The organism is Vibrio breoganii (assembly GCF_024346795.1).
GTDB classification, from domain to species: domain Bacteria; phylum Pseudomonadota; class Gammaproteobacteria; order Enterobacterales; family Vibrionaceae; genus Vibrio; species Vibrio breoganii.
In genome coordinates this window covers 466,748-484,577 of record NZ_AP024865.1, presented here as the reverse complement: position 1 = coordinate 484,577, position 17,830 = coordinate 466,748, and the positions used below count along the sequence as shown (strand labels likewise).

Below are 17,830 nucleotides of genomic sequence, written 5' to 3'. Positions count from 1 at the left end.
CTTTAATTTATTTTAACCAGCTAAGTTTGAGGGTGACTTTTGCTGTTTTTAGCGGGTTAACAATCTGTGAAACGCCCAAGTCTGCGCCGACACTCATCCATCGAGAAGCCACATGATCGGTCATTTCATATTCTGTCATAAGGTGCTGATGGGCTTTCTCTACAGCTTGTGTTGCCGCTGCATCTAGATCAGGGTCAGAGGCAATGAACGTGAGCAAGTCGGCGTTTAGCACCGCTGGTGTAGGTAAATTTGATTGCTTAAGCACTTCGACAGATAGGGTTACCTTTCCTGGGATCTCTATGCCCGTACCTGACAATTCCCCATCGCCCATAGCGGCATGAAGATCGCCCAATGAGAGCAAACCACCAGGATGGTTCACAGGAAGGTAAACGACAGAGCCTTGCTTGATTTCCTTGGTATCCATGTTCCCACCGTGCTCACCAGGACTGCCACATGCAATAGTGCCCTCAGCAGGCGCAGTACCGATAACACCTACCATTGGAGATAGCGGAACATTTAGATTGGGCGCTATTTCTGCGCTGTTTCCATTGATGGTTACGGGGTGGACAACTGAACCTGAGAGTTTATGAGAAAGGCTACCAAACAGTTCAGAGGACACCATTGAGCCTTTATCGGCTAATTCAATTTCATGGATGGTGACAGCTAACACATCCCCCACTTCTGCCCCTTGTACAAATACAGGTCCTGTCGCTGGGTTTACTTTCGCAAAATCGATTTCTTCCAACACATAGCCTGCTCCTTCCATTTGATTTCGAAAGCAATCAAAGGTGTCGACTGTAAAGCGTTGGTTCGGTTCGATATGAGCTACTGAGGTGTTGTCCTTGCTCATCGCATAAACATAATGCTCGGTACTGATATGGGTCATGTTCCATTCCTGTCTGCTCTGTGCTTTTAAAAACGAGTAAAAGCTTGTGGAACATTCAGTCTAGTGAACTACTGGTCATATTGTATGATGAAATGATTGTTTGAATAAATGAAAGGAACTTAGGGAATGGGGATAAAGGCGATAACACTGCTTGGCATAATTCATTAAAAATGATGAACCAAACCAAGCTCAGTGTTTCACACAACTAAAAGGGGTTTAATACTTAAATGTGCCAGCGCTTATCAGGACGGGTCAAGTAAAGCTGTTCAGCAAAAACTCTCAGCAAAGAACATTGCTTCAACAACATTATCAATTTGGTATTTTACTGGAGGAAGTTCAGCATACTCATCGTATTTTCATGACTTACGAGAATCTAATCATCATTACGATAAGTGCACATGTAAAAAACGCTACAGCGGATAGCATGACTTTTGTGCTCGTGTCGAACTCTTCAAATTTGTTTTTCATAATAATTCCTAATAAAAAGTGTAATGAGTGCCGTTAGAAGAAATGCTACGAGTGGCAACCAGGGCGCCATTAACAAGCCGCTCTGGAGTGTACTAATTGCGACTACGTGTATTTTTTCTACAACAACGTCGGTGATGTCGAACAAGATGTCTCCAGCCCCTACGAGGATGGACATTTGGAAATTGAGGGTATTTTGAACCTTTTTTACAGAAGCAAAAAGACGGTCAAATTGGTTTGATATATAAACGAGAGTGATGGTTTAAGAGGGTTTTTGATATTCCGATATAATCTACCAGATACAAAAAAGCACTCCTGAGAGTGCCTATTCCTTTAAATTCAACTACTTAAAAATTATCCTAAGTTCGCCATAGCACCTTGACCACGTGCCAACCGAATTTAGTCTTAACTAGATGTGGTACTAAGGTTTCACCGGTAAAACAGATCTTATCAAACTGTGGCACCATTTGACCTTTTTTAAACTCACCAAGGTCACCGCCTTTCTTACCTGATGGGCAGCTAGAGTATTTGCGCGCGAGAGTTTGAAACTTAGCGCCCTTCTTTAACTGTTTGATGATGTCTTCAGCTTGGTCTTTGTGCTTAACCAGGATATGTAGTGCGTGCGCGGTGCGTGCCATGGTGGTGTCTCGATATGTTCAATTTGGACGCATTATACAAAATATCGAGACACTTGTTAGCCCCAAGTTTGCCAATGACATCGTTTGTTGAAGGGAGCATTGAAGTTGAAGGCCCTAGAACAAAAACGCTGAGCAGTTAGCTCAGCGTTTTAATGAATCGTGTTTATTTGGCGAGCTGTATAATGGTGCGACCAAACAGCCATTCAAGCTCTTTCTCACTCTCTTCGCCATACAACTCTTTTAGCATAACAAATAGTCTATCAATGCCCTGCCTTGCAAACTCATGAGCACAATCAGAGGTAACAATGTGGTGAAACATCAAGCGTAGAATTGCCAAGAACTGCGGCTTTTCAAGAGAATCCATCCAACTTTGTGAGAATCCTTGCAAGCCTGATTCTAAATCTAGGTGCGCTAAGAATAACTTATAGATTCGGCCATCTAGAGCCGTTGTAAAGTCTGTTTTCTTTGGAAAGTGATGGCTAATGCCAGTTCGAGATACACCAGTCGCATGACTTAAAGTAGTGTATGACATCTTGTCATAGCCAATAGTCAATAATTGCTCAACGACTGCATCCATGATTTTGTTAATGGTGATTTCTGTATCTTCTTTACTGCGCTTTGGCATTACACCGACCTTTGTGAATTGACTTATCTTGATTTAGTTAATACTCATATAGTTATAGCGTAGATTCAATATACGGAACCTTATTCTGACAATCTAATGACATAACTCAGTAACCGGTTTCAGTTCCTGTAATTATTCGTTACACCTCAATGGATTTTTGTAGATGTAGCTCACATAGCTATGTAAACTGAGGCAAACCGTTATAGGAGATAAACTATGTCAAAACTAATTAAAGAGCCTGAAGTATGTGAAGCATGTGGCGTTGCAGGCGAGATGGGTTTTATTATCAACGAAGGTGATGAAGTTTCAGAAGTCTCTTTGTTTGCTGCAAGCAAAGAAGCGGTAGAAGCTGAATTCACTAAATACCTTGAGCTTGCTAAGAACGTAAACGCTGCTGTTGAGCATGAAGTTGAAATCGAAGAAAAAGAACAATTTGAACTTCACGCTAAGCTAAAATTTGAAGTCAGTGCTGAAAAACTGATCTTTGATCTTAAGAGCCGCTCTATTTCTCGCTAAGAGCGTTCAAAAATAATAAAAAAGGTCGAACTCAGTTCGACCTTTTTTATTTTCACCTTTTCAAACTCGGCTTAAGCGACTTGCTCAGACTTATCTTTAGATAAGTTTCTTACCGGGTTTGCATAACCATCAAGAAGGTACGCTTTAGCCCCCTCTTCCAGTTGAGCCAGTTTCGCTTCAAGCTTGTCTCTCGTTGCTTGGTCTATGCTGCAGTCTTCTACACCTGCGGCAAGCAAGTTGATTGGGAAAAGTTTGTAGTTGTCATGAATTTGACGATCTATTTCATCAGCCAAAGCATCAGCATTATCAATGTCGCTATCGATCACATCGCCAAAACTCACATTAATTCGACCTTTGTATCCAGTAATGCCTTTAACAATACTATCGATGTCTTCAAACTCTGATTTTTTGTATTCACCTAGGGTTGCTTTTTGATGCAACTCGTTGGCTTTCGCAATATCACACGGGTCAATCTCATAAGAGATCGCCACAGGAACAATTTTAAGAGATTTAACGTATTCAGAGAACGACAGCTTACGCTTGCGTCCTTCTAGTTGAATCATCTTAATAATTGCCGGATCAGTGAAATCGTTGCCATCTTTAGCGCGCCCTTCTTTTTGCGCGATCCAGATGGAGTTTCCTGTTTCTAATGAGTGCTTAATGTAAGAAGACAAAAGCCCTAGAGTCTTCATCATTTCGCGCGGCCCTTTAGCAGAGCGCTTAACAATGAAGCTTTTGTTGATCTTCATTAACTCTGTAGAGCACGGCTTACTTAACAGGTTATCACCAATCGCAATGCGCATTGTCTGATGGTTTGTGTGGTGTAACCCGTAGTTCACCAACGCTGGGTCCATCGCAATATCACGGTGATTTGAGATAAACAGATACGGAGTATTTTGGTCTAGCTTATCAAGCCCATCAAAGGAGACGTCATCAGTCGTGCTATCAAGTGCTTTCTGAAGGTATTTTTCTACTTCAACTTGCACTGCGTCGATAGAGTTGAGTTTTCCCCAACGATTCTTTAGATACAGTTTAACCAAAGGAGACATAAGCGCCTGAAACCATTTCGCATGATTGCTGAACTTTTGGTTCAGTATTGCTGAGATAAATTCTTCGTCATTAATTAGTCGCTGGATTGCTGGAGCAATCTCTTCATCGTTATAAGGGCGAATCTCTTGGTAAATATCGTTCTCGGTAGACATATTCTTCTTCATTCTCTAAAAATCACGCCGATTTTACGCACTTACGCGACAATTTACAGCTAGATCGTTGATGATTTTGTAAGGTCAGACCATATAATACCAATCGTACTAACTAACTGATCATTCTAGCTGGTTAAAATGCTCGATAACTACGTTAGAATTTTTGATTGTAGAATAGCTACTTATCGAAAAATTCTGCCTTGCTCTCGAGCATTTTTCCTGTGCTATTTCTGAACACTTATTTAGTGTGATTGGTATAACCATACCATCAGTTCTGTTTTATTACTTTATTAGGGCACCAGAAAGCGCTAACCTTATGAAATCCCTGCTCAACAGATGCTGAACGACATGCATTACGCTATACAATTTGAAGATAAACAGTTCGAATACTTGTCTCTTACCTCAAGAAAACCCACCCTAAAGCACCAGCTCATACATGTTGTTGAGGGCTTAGTCAGCGTAAGATTGGGTAAAATTGAATACGCTATCGCAGCCGGTGATACCTTTTGGCTTCCTGCAAACTGCTTGTCTGCTTTGAGCTACTTTCCTAATAGTCGATGCAAGGTGGTCGAAGCGTCACAACGTTTAAGCAAACCCTTTCCGCATCAAGCAGGCTATGTCAAACCTAACACGCTAGTATTATCGCTACTCGACAAACTGTCTGAGGTATCTAGCCTTTCAGAGCATCAGCAGGTTCTGCTGACCGCCTTGCAGTACGAACTGCTAGAAATGCACCCTAACCTACAAACCACCGCACTAAGCCACAAGCTCAGCCAGTGGGACAGCGCAGGTAAAGATCTATCCGCTGAATACCAGATGGTTATGAGAATAAAGGAAGCAGAGAAGTTGCGTCTATCAGGTAAAAAAGACGCTGCTATTGCTGAGGCTTTGTTTGCAGGTAACGAACAAGGCTACAAAATGGCTCGAATGGCTGTGCTGGGCGACACCCTCTAGCGCAACTAAAAAGCGCCTTCATAAGGCGCTTTAACAATGTATCTTAGAATGGTACTTCCACTTGTACATGGAAGACGTCCTCATGACGCTCATGCCATTGATAATCAAGCCTAACACGTGGTTGATCTTTCTCTCCAATACCCACACTCAATTGAAGGCCGTGAGTTTTGATCCACTCTTCATAAGACAGCTCGTCATCGTTGGTGGTCATTTCGTGAGGACGAAATACCCCTAATCCGAAGAAGCTTTGGTCTACTTGTTGAGTTAAAAGAGGATCATCGACATTGTCCATCATCCAATCAGACCAGTAACCTAAGGTTGATGGTTCTTCTTTAATATTCGTAGAAACCAACAAATCATCCACCAGCTCGTCAACGGTTTCGATTAAGTTTTCGCAAAGGGTAAGCGTAGAGTCGACAAGGACGATAGAACGAGTAGGATCGCGATCAGACACACAGGCCTCAGAAGTTCCTGCCATAAAAGTGCCACATACTAGTGCTAGTGTTGTATGTATCCGCGTCACTGCGTCATTAATCCTTGTAAAAAATAGTTTCTGTCATCGCAACGTTAAATATTGCGGTATAACTCCTGATTTTGCAATATTTTGACAACATTTTTACTTGTTAAGTGTTTGATTTCTTGACCTTGTGCAAGCTTTTCACGTATTTCTGTACTACGAATAGCCACTGTTTCCGGACAAGCAAGCACATTCCAACGCTTCATTATTTCGTCCGCTTTATAGAATTTTGCGAAACTGAACAAATTGTCTGGGCCCATCACAAAGGTTAATTCTGCTTGTTGATTCTGTTGCTGTATCGCGCTTAACACCTGAAAAGTGGTGACTCCACCCTGCTCTCTATCTAGCCCTTCTTCTATACGTGACAGGGCGACATTGTCACAGGGAATATCTCCAATGAATTCTTCAATCATGGAACATCGTACTGAATAGTCGAGCATTTGCTTGCCCCATGCATGGGCAATACTCGGCACCAATAACACTTGATCAAAATGTGCTAAACGCTCTATGACACTCAAATGACCAAAGCTTGGTGGATTAAAGGCACTACCAAATACCGCTATTTTTTTCATGATTGCGTTTTCTCTAAGGGTTTGGAAATTGAGACAAAGTTGAATTTGCAATATGATACCAAAAGTTGCCTTTCGATATTTAGGACATTTAACTCATGGAACAAGAAATTCGCCAAGAGATGCGCGTACTACCGAGCATCGACGTTGACTTTGAGATTGAACGACGCGTTAACTTTATCAAACGTAAATTGCTGGAATCAGGATGCAAGTCTGTAGTCCTTGGCATCAGTGGCGGAGTTGACTCCACTACCTGTGGTCGCCTAGCTCAACTTGCGGTAGACCAGCTCAACCAAGAAACTGATGACAACTATCAATTTATCGCCGTTCGTCTACCTTACGGCACACAAAGAGATGAAGACGAAGCTCAGCTAGCACTTTCTTTCATCAAGCCGACACATTCAGTATCGGTGAACATCGCTGATGGTGTTGATGGGTTGCACGCAGCCACTGGCGCAGCACTGCAAGGGACCGGCCTAATGCCTGAATCGGCTGAGAAGATCGATTTCGTTAAGGGTAACGTGAAAGCGCGTGCTCGAATGATCGCTCAATACCAAATCGCAGGGTATATTGGCGGCCTAGTATTAGGCACCGACCACTCTGCTGAAAACATTACCGGTTTCTACACTAAATTCGGTGATGGTGCGTGTGACTTGGCGCCTCTGTTTGGTTTAAGCAAACGTCAAGTGCGTCAATTGGCCAATACGCTGGGCGCACCTGAATTGCTTGTGGCTAAAACGCCAACCGCGGACTTAGAAGAGCTAGACCCACAAAAAGCGGACGAAGATGCGCTAAGCGTAAGCTACGATGACATCGATAACTTTTTGGAAGGCAAGCCTCTAGCCGAAGACGCAAAACAAACGCTGATTGATATCTATAAGCGCACTCAGCACAAGCGTGAGCCGATCCCGACCATCTACGATTAATAGCAAACGCAATTAAAGACAAAGGCACCGCAAGGTGCCTTTATTGTACCAATCATGCATCGGCGTCGGGATAGAGCACCGCACTGCGAGTCTCTAATATACGTATCTCATCCCCTACCTCAATAATGCCCTCGTTCAAAGCGACGAGGTTCATACCAAAGTAGATTGCACCTTTTTCATCAGCGCGGAATCGAGACAAGGTAGCCGTAGGTTCCTTATCTGCCATTTTATCGCCCGTTAAAGGGTCGACAGAGGTGAGGACGCATCGCTGACAGGTTGAGCCAACCTGAAATTCAACCTCACCAATCGCAATTCGCTCCCAACCATCTTCAGCAAAGGGCTCTACGCCATCGACGACTATATTGGTTCTAAACTGGGACATAGTCTGCGGATGCGAGGCGCGGCGATTAAGCTCATCCAAAGAACCCTGAGAAATCACCAGTAGCGGATAAGCATCAGCAAAGCTCACTCTTGTCCCTAGTTTTTCTCGGAAACGATTAGACTCTTCACCGCAAAACAGCAACTGAGCATCCGAGCCAATAACCTTGGTAAACCAAGCATTGGCTTTTTCTGTTGTGGTATAAGCGAAGAAGCGGTCGTTCCAAATCTTGCACTCGAATTCATCACGATCAAAATCGCTCGTGGATAGGTGAAGGTTGTTCGCGCCAGGGGCACTTAAAACAATACCGTCGGCGAGTAGAGTACTTTTAATGGTGACCATCTTTGGGAACTTACGAGCTGTCATCATTCTTCCTGCACGATCGGTGACCACAAAGCGTCGGTCAAAACTGATCCCCTCTAAGCCAACCCACGCTCTAGACTGCTCGATACCCGATGTCGATTTCACCGGAAATATATTAATGCCCGATAATTGCGCTTTATCCTTCACTTTATACCCCTAACTGTCTCTTTGTTAATGCAATCTGGTTGCATTTTCGCTATTATGCGCCCGCATTCAAGTAACCGTTTGCGTGGCATAGTCACCTTACCACAACCACGGTTTCTTCTTACACCTTTAGGAATATTTTGGCGGGAGCAAAACGATGACCAACTTAACTATTACACGTCCTGATGACTGGCATGTTCACCTTCGTGATGGCGATGTACTAAAAGATACCGTGCGCGATATTAGCCGCTACAATGGTCGTGCCTTGGTTATGCCAAATACCATTCCACCAACCACCAATACAGAGCAAGCTATCGCTTACCAAGCCCGTATCAACGAGCACAACCATAGCGATACCTTCCAACCTTTGATGTCTCTTTACCTAACGGACAACACCAGCAAAGAAGACATCCAAGAAGCAAAAGCATCGGGTCAAGTGGTTGCCTGTAAGCTCTACCCTGCAGGCGCAACAACAAACTCAGACTCTGGCGTAACCGACGCTAAGAAGATTTACCCGGTTCTAGAAGAATTGGAGAAGCAAGGCCTCTTGCTTCTTATCCATGGTGAGGTAACGGCTCATGATGTTGATATCTTCGACCGTGAAAAAGAGTTCCTAGATACGGTACTCGCGCCTATCGTTAATGACTTCCCTACCCTGAAGATTGTTCTAGAGCACATCACTACCGCAGATGCAGTAGAGTTTGTGAAGAACGCGAACGACAACGTAGCAGCAACGATTACCGCGCATCACTTGATGTACAACCGTAATCACATGTTAGTTGGCGGTATTCGTCCTCACTTTTATTGCCTGCCAATCCTAAAGCGCAATACACACCAAAAAGCACTGGTTGAAGCAGCAACAAGCGGCAACAAGAAGTTCTTTATCGGTACTGATTCTGCACCTCACGCTAAAGGTCGTAAAGAAACAGCGTGTGGCTGTGCAGGCTCTTACACTGCGCACGCAGCACTAGAGCTTTACGCTGAAGTATTTGAAGCTGAAGGTAAGCTTGAGCACCTAGAAGCATTTGCTAGCCACAATGGCCCAGACTTCTACAACCTGCCGCGCAATAGCGATACGGTAACTCTAACTAAAACTGAGTGGCCTGTAGCTGAAAGCATGCCGTTTGGTGATGACATCGTTGTGCCAATCAAAGGCGGCGAAATGATGACTTGGAAGGTAGAGGCTTAATCTCCTCCATTTCTACAGATATGAAATAGGGTTGCTTTAACGAGATTAAAGCAACCCTATTTTTTAATCCAAAAAGCTAGCGTCAATCATCTTCGTTGTGCAGATCGCTCCACATTTGTGCACACTTAATTGCCCGTTTCCAGCCGGCATATCGCTTGGTTCTTTTTTCATCGTCACACACAGGGTTATAACGAGTTTCAATCTTAGATCTCGCCTCAAGCTCAGATAGGTCTTTCCAATACCCTACTGCAAGCCCCGCTAAGAAGGCGGCACCTAACGCCGTTACCTCTGTAATTTGTGGTCTTTGTACCTCGCAATCCAAGATATCTGATTGGAACTGCATTAAGAAGTTGTTCTTTGAGGCCCCGCCATCAACACGAAGTTCATGCATCTTAATATTTGCGTCCGCTTGCATCGCCTGAATGACATCACAGGCTTGATAGGCAATGCTCTCTAGCGTAGCCCTAACGATATGCTCTGCGCTGGTGCCGCGCGTTAAGCCAACCATAGTCCCTCGGGCATAAGGGTCCCAATAGGGTGCACCAAGGCCGGTAAACGCAGGCACCACATAGACTCCTTCAGACGAGTCCACCTTGTTGGCAAAATACTCTGAATCCTTAGACTCGTTGAGCAGCCTTAGCTCATCTCTAAGCCACTGCACCGAAGCGCCCGCCATGAACACAGCCCCTTCCAACGCATAACAAGGTTCTCCCTGCGCATTGCATGCGAGCGTAGTAAGCAATCCATGTTTTGAGTTTACCTTGGTTTGCCCTGTATTCATCAATAGGAAACAGCCTGTGCCGTAGGTGTTCTTGGCTTGCCCTGGTTCTACGCTGCAATGACCAAAGAGCGCCGCTTGCTGATCACCCGCTATACCTGCAACCGGGATCTTCAATCCTCCGTCTTCACCAATGCAGGTCTCCCCAAATAGACCGGAAGAGGGTTTAACCTCGGGTAGCATGGACCTAGGAATATCCAGCAAGTCTAAAATCTTGTCATCCCATTCAAGGTTGTTGATGTTGAACATCATGGTGCGAGAGGCGTTGGTATGATCTGTGGCATGCACCTTGCCGTGTGTTAGCTTCCACAATAGCCAAGTATCGACGGTTCCAAACAGCAGTTTCCCCTTGTCAGCAAGGGCTCTTGCTCCGGGAACATTATCCAGAATCCACTTTATTTTGGTCGCCGAGAAGTAAGGGTCTAATACCAAGCCTGTGGCTTGCTGTATGTACTCCTCCCAACCTTGTTCTTTATACGTTTCACACATTTGGCTTGTACGACGGCACTGCCACACTATCGCATTATAGACAGGCTTACCCGTCTCTTTATTCCACACTACAGTGGTTTCGCGCTGGTTAGTAATGCCAATCGCTGCTACTTGCTCCGCTTTAATAGAGAGCTTGTCGAGTACATCGATGAGGGTAGATCGTTGTGATGAATAGATTTCCAGCGGATCATGTTCAACCCAACCCGCTTCCGGGTAATACTGAGTGAATTCACGCTGTGAGGTTGCAATGATATTTGCTTGAGCATCAAAGACTACCGCTCTTGAGCTAGTAGTTCCTTGGTCTAGGGCAACAATGTAAGAGCCTGAGGCCATGGGGTTTCCTATCAATACCAAATAGATTAACTATAGATTGTGTATAGATAGGTTGGCACAAAAAGAGAATTGTTTGTGTGATTCATATTAGAACTTCATAAACCCAAACCGACCGTTAATTGCACCAAAATTGATCGCATGCACTAAATAGCTATTCATATTGGTGCATTACTTGAATTTCACCAGTCAAAAGCTATAACAAACAAGGACTTGTAATATGGCTTAGTTATTGCACATTACTAGTACCCCCATAAAAATAACAAGGAAGTGTCGCAATGCAAGATACATTAACCGTCATTTTGGCTGGTGGAATGGGCTCCCGCCTCGCACCGTTGACTCAAGATAGGGCAAAGCCTGCTGTGCCCTTTGGTGGAAAATATCGAATCATCGATTTCACCCTGAGTAACTGTCTGCACTCTGGACTCCGTCGCCTTCTCGTTCTCACCCAATACAAATCTCATTCACTACAAAAACACTTGCGTGATGGATGGTCGATCTTTAACCCTGAGCTAGGTGAATACATCACCGCTGTTCCCCCACAAATGCGTAAGGGAGAGACTTGGTACGAAGGCACCGCTGATGCTATCTATCAAAATCTATGGCTGCTCTCGCGCAGTGAAGCAAAGCATGTTGTCGTGCTGTCCGGCGACCACATCTATCGTATGGACTACAAACCCATGCTTAAACAACATAAAGAAACGGGCGCAGCACTGACTATCGCGTGTATGGAGGTGCCTGTTGAAGAAGCCAGTGCATTTGGTGTAATGGACACAGCTCCCAACAATCAAATTATCTCCTTTTTAGAAAAGCCATCCGATCCCCCTACTCTGGCTGATGACCCTACTAAAAGTTTGGCTTCGATGGGTATCTATATTTTTAGTATGGATGCACTCGTGGAAGCGCTAGAAGAAGACGCCGCAATTGACACTTCTAGTCATGATTTTGGCCACGATATCATTCCAAAGTTGATTGATACTGAGGGCGTTTATGCACATCGCTTTGGCTGCGAAGAGGGCCGCGTCTCTCAAGATGCATACTGGAGAGATGTGGGTACTATCGACTCTTTCTATCAAGCCAATATGGATTTACTGGATCCGGTTCCGCCTATCGATTTGTATCAAGACGACTGGGGTATTCGTTCCTACGAGCGTCAACGTCCGCCATCAAGAACCGTGCCTTCAGTAACCGGGAATCAAGGCATCTCCATTAACTCAATTGTGGCCAATGGGGTTGTGATTAGCGGTGGTTCCGTTCAGCGTTCTATTCTGTCGTCTAATGTCAAAGTGGGTGACGGTGCGACCATAATTAACAGTATTTTGTTTGATGAAGTAAGAATCGGCGAGCACTGTGAGTTGCAAAACTGCATTATAGACAAGCACGTTGTTGTGCCTGATGGAACAAGGATTGGTTATGACGCAGAGCTTGATAGTGAGCGATTCACTATTTCAGAGCAAGGTATTGTCGTCGTACCCGAGGGCTATATCTTCGAATAACGATTACCAAATCAGCCCTTGGGGATCTTGCTCTACTTCTTCAAATAACGGATGCAGTTGATTCCCAAGACGTTCAATTGATGGGTGGGTATGCCACCCTTCAAACATTTCATATTGGTCTCTATGTGCCACCAAAAGCGTCCATTTCTCATCACGCAGAAGTATTTTCGCCACTAGATATCGATAATCAGCATGTTTAGAGTCGAGTTTAAACTGAGAGTGATAAAACTGAATTCCGTTTTCAACCAATTCAAATTCCGCCTTACCTAAATCGACACTCACACTATGGTTGCGTGAATGGCATGCATCAGAGGCAAATTTCACTAATTGGTGCTGCTCTAATTCAGATAACTCCATCTAATACCTCATCTTTTTTTATCCTGATCTTCTAAAATAGATAATACGGCATGAAGAGATGCAGATTCTCCATTCGTGTCACAGTTCTGTAACACAACCGTCTTACTCTGTTGCGATAGATACAATTATAGTTTGAAGAAGGAAACTTATGTTTAGAGTGATTCTCACGGCACTGATGTGTCTGACACTTGGTACAGTTAAAGCAAATGCAGCACAAATCAACGTTAGCGGTTCAACTTCCGTTGCGCGTGTAATGGATATCTTAGCTGAGAATTTTAATAAGACTCATAGTGAAACGTATATTGCGGTTCAAGGTGTGGGTTCTACGGCAGGTGTTGCGTTAGTGAGAAACGACGTAGCAGAAATCGGCATGAGTTCACGCATGCTAACTGAACGTGAGTATAAAGATAATCTTATTGTTAAGCAGTTTGCGTACGATGGACTTGCAGTGGTGGTTAATCACCAAAATGCGGTGCAAAACATCACTCGCGATCAACTATACAAGATCTACACCGGGAAAATCACCAACTGGAAAGAGTTAGGTGGCGACGACAGAGCAATTGCAGTGGTGACTCGTGAGGTATCTTCTGGTTCTCGCTATGCATTTGAAGACCAAATTGGTTTGTCTCGAGTTCTAAATGACCGCCGAGTCTCAACGATTAGCCCTTCTGCACTTGTGGTTAGTACCAATAGCATGATGAAGACACTTATCAGTGACAATCAGCAAGCCATTGGCTTTATTAGCATGGGGTCTATCGATGCCTCTGTTAAGCCTCTCAATTTTGATGGCGTCGTTCCAAACTCAGTAAACCTACTGAACAAAGAATACGACCTAGCCCGTCCATTCCTGATCTTCTACCATCAAGATCTTGAAGACAAAGCGGCACTGAAGTTCGCTCAGTATGTTACTTCAAAAGAAGCGCGTTCAATCATTGAGAATCAAGGCTACACTCCTTATCAAGACCAAGATTAACAACGTATATAAACGAAAGAGGCCAAGCTTATAGCTTGGCCTCTTTCATTAGAATAGTAATATCAATCGTACTAAATAACTAGAAGTACAATCGAATCACAGACTCGGCGACACAAGCGGGCCTGCGAACCCCTTCGATCTCAACCTTCAGTTCACGAGTGATTTCCAAACCCTTCTGAATAGGAACCACTTTTACCAAACTACTGCGAGCGCGAATATTGCTACCGACTCGAACTGGGTAAGGGAAGCGAACGCTGTTCATCCCCATATTGACCGTCACTTTCGCTGTAGGGAACAACGGCTTGTCTGGATCGACAGCATCAGATAAACGCGGTAATAGCGCTAAGGTTAAAAAACCATGGGCAATAGTCGTCTTAAATGGTGACTCTTGCTCTGCTCTATCAGGATCAGTGTGAATCCATTGCATGTCTTCAGTCACTTTACCAAACGCATCAACACGCTCTTGGTCAATGCTAAACCACTCGCCAATATGGAGCTCTTCACCAATTTTTGCAGAAAGCTCAATGTACAAAGCCTCCGCTTCCGGCTTCATCTCAATGGTATCTTTAACTGGGTTTTCTACTTCTTCATTGACCGCAGGCTTATGAAAGTCTCTACCCCAAGAGCGGAAAAGGTGCTGTGCGTGCGCACGGTTCACCAACTCACTCCAATATTCTCTAAGTGATGGGGACATCCTATCCATAAACTCCATATGGTGTCTCGTAAGATTGCCACGTTTGTGTTTAAGAATATCAACAACTTTCATGCATGCTCCAGTGAAGCTTTAAATAGCCATAACGCGCCAAGTTTGAACTAAATCACACTTTAACTCAACATGTGATTGTCCACTCAGCAGTAAAATACCAATAAAAACTGCAATTTACCCCTAAATATGCACACCTTTCACCCAGTATTGAAATAATTATGAAACACAACTGATGTAAATGAAACTAGGAGTTTTACTTAATCTTTCATAGGTTTCCGGGCTTATATCGGCGATTGCAGGTGAAGGCGTTCCCTCAGAAACCGTTGAGACTAAAAAGCCAGCGGCAAATATAGATCCAAATAGGTCTTGCAGGCTTCTGCGATAAAAACTCACCTTTACTGGTTCGCCTATGGTGTCCCACTCCTCGGTTATACGCTCAATAGCAAAATAGTTACCACTTGGAGAAGACTCAGAATCATTCATTGGATGATGCGTAGAAAAGAGGAAGCGGCCACCGGGCTTCAACACGCGCTTCACTTCTTTGAACAATGAGGTGAGATCTTCTAGGTAGTGAATGACCAGTGGCGCAATCACCCAATCGTAAATGCTGTCGTCTTCGCTGGGTAACCCCTCACGAAGATCTTGGGCGTAGGCATGAAACGGCGTTGCGTTCGCCTTCGCTAGTTCAACCATCTCTTCAGACAAATCCACACAGGTGACAATGCCACCTCGGGCCTGAATCTCTTTTGCGTGCTCTCCCGAGCCACAGCCTAGATCGAGTATCTTTTGCTGTGGCTTAACCTCCATTAACGCCAAAATAGAAGGTCTTTCCAATAAGGCGTTATAGATATTGTTCTGTACAACGCTCGCATATTGGTCTGCGAACTTGGTATACATAGGGTTGCTCACGGTTTTACTTCCTCAAAGAATTTAACTTGGCCTGCGCAATACCATAAATGGTATCGATAGGATAACTCCCTTCATCCGTAGGAATACCCGCATCCTTGCCAGTAAATAATTTGATGGCTTCAGAGACGTGCTCTATCGCCCAAATATGAAACTCCCCTTTTTCTACTGCTTCGACAATATCAAAACGCAACATAAGGTTCTGAACATTCGATTTAGGAATAATCACCCCTTGGGCTGAGCTTCTTCCCTTTATTTTACACACATCAAAGAAGCCTTCGATCTTCTCATTAACCCCGCCGATAGGTTGTGCCTCTCCAAACTGATTCATCGAACCCGTAATTGCGATATCTTGACGATTCGCTTGCTTGGAGAACGCCGAGACGACAGCACAGAACTCGGCCATACTGGCGCTATCACCATCAACGCCACCATAAGATTGTTCAAAGGTGATATTGGTGGTCAGTGGGATCTTGGCCGTCTTACCAAATACGGAAGACAGGTACGCCGTCAAAATCATCACACCCTTGGAGTGAATACTTCCTCCAAGGTCGACATTACGCTCGATGTCGATGACCTCACCACTACCGTATGAGGTCGTCGCAGTAATTCGGTTTGGCGCACCAAACATATGATCGCTAGTGCTTAGCACAGATAAAGCATTCACCTGCCCTACCGCTTCACCATGTGTATGAATTAGTGTCGTGCCGTTTACGAAGGTTTCCATTACGCTTTCTTGCAATCGGCTTACCCTAGACAGTTGATTTAACAAGGCTTTTTCTACGTGGGTGGCTCGAATAATATTGGCTCTTGCGGATCTTGCTATGTAATTAGCTTCGCGAAGAAGATTGGCAATATTGGCTGAGTGCAATGAGATTTTATTCTGATCACCTGCTCGTCTTGAGCTGTGTTCAATAATTCGCGCTATGGCTTTTTTATCACAATGTAGCAGCTTGTTATCGTGAACAATGCTCGAAATAAAGCGGGTGTAATGAAGCTCAGAGTCGGTATCACGCTTCATTTCATCTTCAAAATCTGCGGTGACTCTAAATAGCTCCGCAAACTCTGGATCGTAATGCTGCAATAGTTGATAGGTTCGATAATCCCCAAACAGGATTATTTTCACGTCGAGTGGGATCGGCTCAGGGTCAAGAGACACTGCGCCGGTCATGGTCACTTGTTTCTCAAGCGCCGTTAAGCTCAGCTCGCGAGAACGAAGTGCTCGCTTCAGACCATCCCATACATAAGGTTGCTCTAACACCTTAACCGCATCCATAAGCAGGACGCCGCCGTTGGCTTTGTGTAAGGCTCCAGGACGAATAAGTGAGAAGTCCGTAAATACCGTGCCTTTAAAGGTGGCCGTTTCCACATAGCCAAATAACGAGTGATAGTTAGGACTTTCTTCAACAATGATAGGCAAGTCATCCTTGGGTTGAGAGACCAAGACATTGACCTTATAGCGACGTGGTAGCTTCTTATCTAGCGATGCGGTCGCGATTTCGCCTTGCTCGTTACTCTCTTCAAGAAAGATTTCTACGTTTTCAACAATGTCTGCTTGCAGCTCTGCAAGGTGCTGTTTTACTTCAGGGTGTTTCTTATATTTTGCCTTTAACTCTTTGATAAAGTGACCAATAACATCCAGTGTCACATCAGAGTTTAACTTTTGAATTTTGTCTGAGTATTGCTCTTCCCACTCAGTAAGGTCACGGATGATGTGACGCAGTGAGATCTCAAGGGTATCAATGGTCTTCTCAAAATCTGCCTGGGTTTTCTTATCTAGCTGTTCAAATGCTTCTTCTGTATACGGCTCTTCACCATCGAGAGCAACGAACTGGTAATCACCTTGAGTGGTAATAGAGAGGCTAATACTCTTCTCTTTTGCTTCTTTGGTTAGATGCTCCAAGGCGCTATTTTGTTTATTGGTTAACTGATTCTTTAGACGATCAGCTCGGGAAAAATACATCTCGTTATCAAACGCTAATGGGATTGCCTTGAGCAGTTTGGTCATCAACTTCTCAATATCCGCGCGAAGGCTTAGCCCTACTCCACGCGGTAGTTTCAATACCTTAGGCACACGAATATCGTCAAAGTTGGCAACGTAGCACCAATCATAAAGCTCATGTAGATCAAAGGGATGGCGTTTTAGATAGCGCAGAATCATGGTGCGCTTACCCAGCCCATTACGACCAATGGCGTAAATGTTGTAACCCTTTTCTCTTATAGACATAGCAAACTCAACCGCAGATTGTGCTCGCTCTTGGCCCACTATCTCATCAATAGGTGGGATATCTTTGGTGGATTTACATGCGAATGCGTCGAGATTAGCCTCTCGATAAAGCGCTTTAGACGATAGAGAAGATGTAGCCATAGTCACCTCAATGTGAAAAATGGTGAATAGAGAGATGGATTTACAAGTAATCGA

18 protein-coding genes are annotated in these 17,830 nt (G+C 44.3%); 6 read left to right on the top strand and 12 right to left on the bottom strand.

Annotated features, from left to right (window positions below; translation table 11 throughout):
* Positions 1-7 precede the first annotated feature (7 nt).
* The 3 genes from OCU35_RS15230 to OCU35_RS15220 form a co-directional block, all read right to left on the bottom strand.
* On the bottom strand, positions 8-886 hold the full coding sequence (locus tag OCU35_RS15230) for an acetamidase/formamidase family protein (protein ID WP_261826454.1): 879 nt from the start codon (positions 884-886) through the stop codon (positions 8-10).
* 824 nt (positions 887-1,710) lie between these two features.
* Entirely contained in the window at positions 1,711-1,989 is a 279-nt protein-coding gene (locus OCU35_RS15225; protein ID WP_017029583.1) for a peptidylprolyl isomerase, read from the bottom strand.
* 163 nt (positions 1,990-2,152) lie between these two features.
* Complete coding sequence (locus OCU35_RS15220) at positions 2,153-2,614, bottom strand: TetR family transcriptional regulator (RefSeq protein ID WP_261826453.1); 462 nt, start codon at positions 2,612-2,614, stop codon at positions 2,153-2,155.
* A 216-nt stretch (positions 2,615-2,830) separates the two neighbouring features.
* On the opposite strand from OCU35_RS15220, the gene OCU35_RS15215 reads away from it, so the two are divergent.
* Positions 2,831-3,130, top strand: coding sequence for a DUF406 family protein (locus OCU35_RS15215; RefSeq protein WP_017029585.1), 300 nt, complete (start codon positions 2,831-2,833; stop codon positions 3,128-3,130).
* 71 nt (positions 3,131-3,201) lie between these two features.
* Here the strand turns inward: OCU35_RS15215 and OCU35_RS15210 are convergent, their stop codons facing one another.
* A complete protein-coding gene (locus tag OCU35_RS15210) occupies positions 3,202-4,332 on the bottom strand; it encodes a 1-acyl-sn-glycerol-3-phosphate acyltransferase (RefSeq protein WP_261826452.1) in 1,131 nt (376 codons plus the stop codon).
* A gap of 348 nt (positions 4,333-4,680) precedes the next feature.
* On the opposite strand from OCU35_RS15210, the gene OCU35_RS15205 reads away from it, so the two are divergent.
* Entirely contained in the window at positions 4,681-5,286 is a 606-nt protein-coding gene (locus OCU35_RS15205; RefSeq protein WP_261826451.1) for a hypothetical protein, read from the top strand.
* Positions 5,287-5,329: 43 nt separating this feature from the next.
* Here the strand turns inward: OCU35_RS15205 and OCU35_RS15200 are convergent, their stop codons facing one another.
* Positions 5,330-5,764 carry a hypothetical protein gene (locus OCU35_RS15200; RefSeq protein ID WP_017029588.1) on the bottom strand — a complete coding sequence of 145 codons (435 nt, stop codon included), beginning with the start codon at positions 5,762-5,764 and terminating at the stop codon, positions 5,330-5,332.
* A gap of 89 nt (positions 5,765-5,853) precedes the next feature.
* Positions 5,854-6,375, bottom strand: coding sequence for a nicotinate-nicotinamide nucleotide adenylyltransferase (locus OCU35_RS15195; protein ID WP_261826450.1), 522 nt, complete (start codon positions 6,373-6,375; stop codon positions 5,854-5,856).
* 95 nt (positions 6,376-6,470) lie between these two features.
* On the opposite strand from OCU35_RS15195, the gene nadE reads away from it, so the two are divergent.
* The gene (gene nadE, locus OCU35_RS15190; RefSeq protein WP_261826449.1) at positions 6,471-7,298 is read left to right on the top strand and encodes an ammonia-dependent NAD(+) synthetase; all 828 of its coding nucleotides are present in this window, start codon (positions 6,471-6,473) and stop codon (positions 7,296-7,298) included.
* A 52-nt stretch (positions 7,299-7,350) separates the two neighbouring features.
* On the opposite strand, the gene OCU35_RS15185 is transcribed toward nadE, so the two are convergent.
* Entirely contained in the window at positions 7,351-8,187 is an 837-nt protein-coding gene (locus tag OCU35_RS15185) for an MOSC domain-containing protein (protein ID WP_102498860.1), read from the bottom strand.
* A 154-nt stretch (positions 8,188-8,341) separates the two neighbouring features.
* Between OCU35_RS15185 and pyrC the strand changes: the two genes are divergently transcribed.
* Positions 8,342-9,373, top strand: coding sequence for a dihydroorotase (gene pyrC, locus OCU35_RS15180; RefSeq protein WP_261826448.1), 1,032 nt, complete (start codon positions 8,342-8,344; stop codon positions 9,371-9,373).
* Between the two features lie 82 nt (positions 9,374-9,455).
* On the opposite strand, the gene glpK is transcribed toward pyrC, so the two are convergent.
* Positions 9,456-10,973, bottom strand: coding sequence for a glycerol kinase GlpK (gene glpK / locus OCU35_RS15175; RefSeq protein WP_261826447.1), 1,518 nt, complete (start codon positions 10,971-10,973; stop codon positions 9,456-9,458).
* A gap of 275 nt (positions 10,974-11,248) precedes the next feature.
* Here glpK and glgC point away from each other — a divergent pair, with 275 nt between their 5' ends.
* Positions 11,249-12,466: a glucose-1-phosphate adenylyltransferase gene (glgC, locus tag OCU35_RS15170; RefSeq protein WP_102430268.1), complete on the top strand. Its 1,218-nt coding sequence runs from the start codon at positions 11,249-11,251 to the stop codon at positions 12,464-12,466.
* 3 nt (positions 12,467-12,469) lie between these two features.
* On the opposite strand, the gene OCU35_RS15165 is transcribed toward glgC, so the two are convergent.
* Positions 12,470-12,823, bottom strand: coding sequence for a DUF3024 domain-containing protein (locus OCU35_RS15165; protein ID WP_017032364.1), 354 nt, complete (start codon positions 12,821-12,823; stop codon positions 12,470-12,472).
* 148 nt (positions 12,824-12,971) lie between these two features.
* On the opposite strand from OCU35_RS15165, the gene OCU35_RS15160 reads away from it, so the two are divergent.
* Entirely contained in the window at positions 12,972-13,796 is an 825-nt protein-coding gene (locus tag OCU35_RS15160; RefSeq protein WP_261826446.1) for a phosphate ABC transporter substrate-binding protein, read from the top strand.
* Positions 13,797-13,875: 79 nt separating this feature from the next.
* On the opposite strand, the gene OCU35_RS15155 is transcribed toward OCU35_RS15160, so the two are convergent.
* From OCU35_RS15155 to OCU35_RS15145, 3 genes are all read right to left on the bottom strand, one after another.
* Positions 13,876-14,562 carry a MaoC family dehydratase gene (locus tag OCU35_RS15155; protein ID WP_017032366.1) on the bottom strand — a complete coding sequence of 229 codons (687 nt, stop codon included), beginning with the start codon at positions 14,560-14,562 and terminating at the stop codon, positions 13,876-13,878.
* Between the two features lie 156 nt (positions 14,563-14,718).
* On the bottom strand, positions 14,719-15,411 hold the full coding sequence (locus OCU35_RS15150) for a class I SAM-dependent methyltransferase (RefSeq protein WP_261826445.1): 693 nt from the start codon (positions 15,409-15,411) through the stop codon (positions 14,719-14,721).
* Between the two features lie 4 nt (positions 15,412-15,415).
* A complete protein-coding gene (locus OCU35_RS15145; protein ID WP_261826444.1) occupies positions 15,416-17,776 on the bottom strand; it encodes a Lon protease family protein in 2,361 nt (786 codons plus the stop codon).
* Positions 17,777-17,830: the final 54 nt, after the last annotated feature.

Excerpts from the sequence above, each read along its gene's own strand:
- OCU35_RS15165 (WP_017032364.1), bottom strand. The coding sequence starts at position 12,823 with ATGGAGTTATCTGAATTAGAGCAGCACCAATTAGTGAAATTTGCCTCT.
- glgC (WP_102430268.1), top strand. The coding sequence starts at position 11,249 with ATGCAAGATACATTAACCGTCATTTTGGCTGGTGGAATGGGCTCCCGC.
- OCU35_RS15155 (WP_017032366.1), bottom strand. The coding sequence starts at position 14,562 with ATGAAAGTTGTTGATATTCTTAAACACAAACGTGGCAATCTTACGAGA.
- OCU35_RS15205 (WP_261826451.1), top strand. The coding sequence starts at position 4,681 with ATGCATTACGCTATACAATTTGAAGATAAACAGTTCGAATACTTGTCT.
- pyrC (WP_261826448.1), top strand. The coding sequence starts at position 8,342 with ATGACCAACTTAACTATTACACGTCCTGATGACTGGCATGTTCACCTT.
- OCU35_RS15145 (WP_261826444.1), bottom strand. The coding sequence starts at position 17,776 with ATGGCTACATCTTCTCTATCGTCTAAAGCGCTTTATCGAGAGGCTAAT.
- OCU35_RS15215 (WP_017029585.1), top strand. The coding sequence starts at position 2,831 with ATGTCAAAACTAATTAAAGAGCCTGAAGTATGTGAAGCATGTGGCGTT.
- glpK (WP_261826447.1), bottom strand. The coding sequence starts at position 10,973 with ATGGCCTCAGGCTCTTACATTGTTGCCCTAGACCAAGGAACTACTAGC.
- OCU35_RS15210 (WP_261826452.1), bottom strand. The coding sequence starts at position 4,332 with ATGTCTACCGAGAACGATATTTACCAAGAGATTCGCCCTTATAACGAT.
- OCU35_RS15200 (WP_017029588.1), bottom strand. The coding sequence starts at position 5,764 with ATGGCAGGAACTTCTGAGGCCTGTGTGTCTGATCGCGATCCTACTCGT.
- OCU35_RS15160 (WP_261826446.1), top strand. The coding sequence starts at position 12,972 with ATGTTTAGAGTGATTCTCACGGCACTGATGTGTCTGACACTTGGTACA.
- OCU35_RS15230 (WP_261826454.1), bottom strand. The coding sequence starts at position 886 with ATGACCCATATCAGTACCGAGCATTATGTTTATGCGATGAGCAAGGAC.
- OCU35_RS15195 (WP_261826450.1), bottom strand. The coding sequence starts at position 6,375 with ATGAAAAAAATAGCGGTATTTGGTAGTGCCTTTAATCCACCAAGCTTT.
- nadE (WP_261826449.1), top strand. The coding sequence starts at position 6,471 with ATGGAACAAGAAATTCGCCAAGAGATGCGCGTACTACCGAGCATCGAC.
- OCU35_RS15225 (WP_017029583.1), bottom strand. The coding sequence starts at position 1,989 with ATGGCACGCACCGCGCACGCACTACATATCCTGGTTAAGCACAAAGAC.
- OCU35_RS15220 (WP_261826453.1), bottom strand. The coding sequence starts at position 2,614 with ATGCCAAAGCGCAGTAAAGAAGATACAGAAATCACCATTAACAAAATC.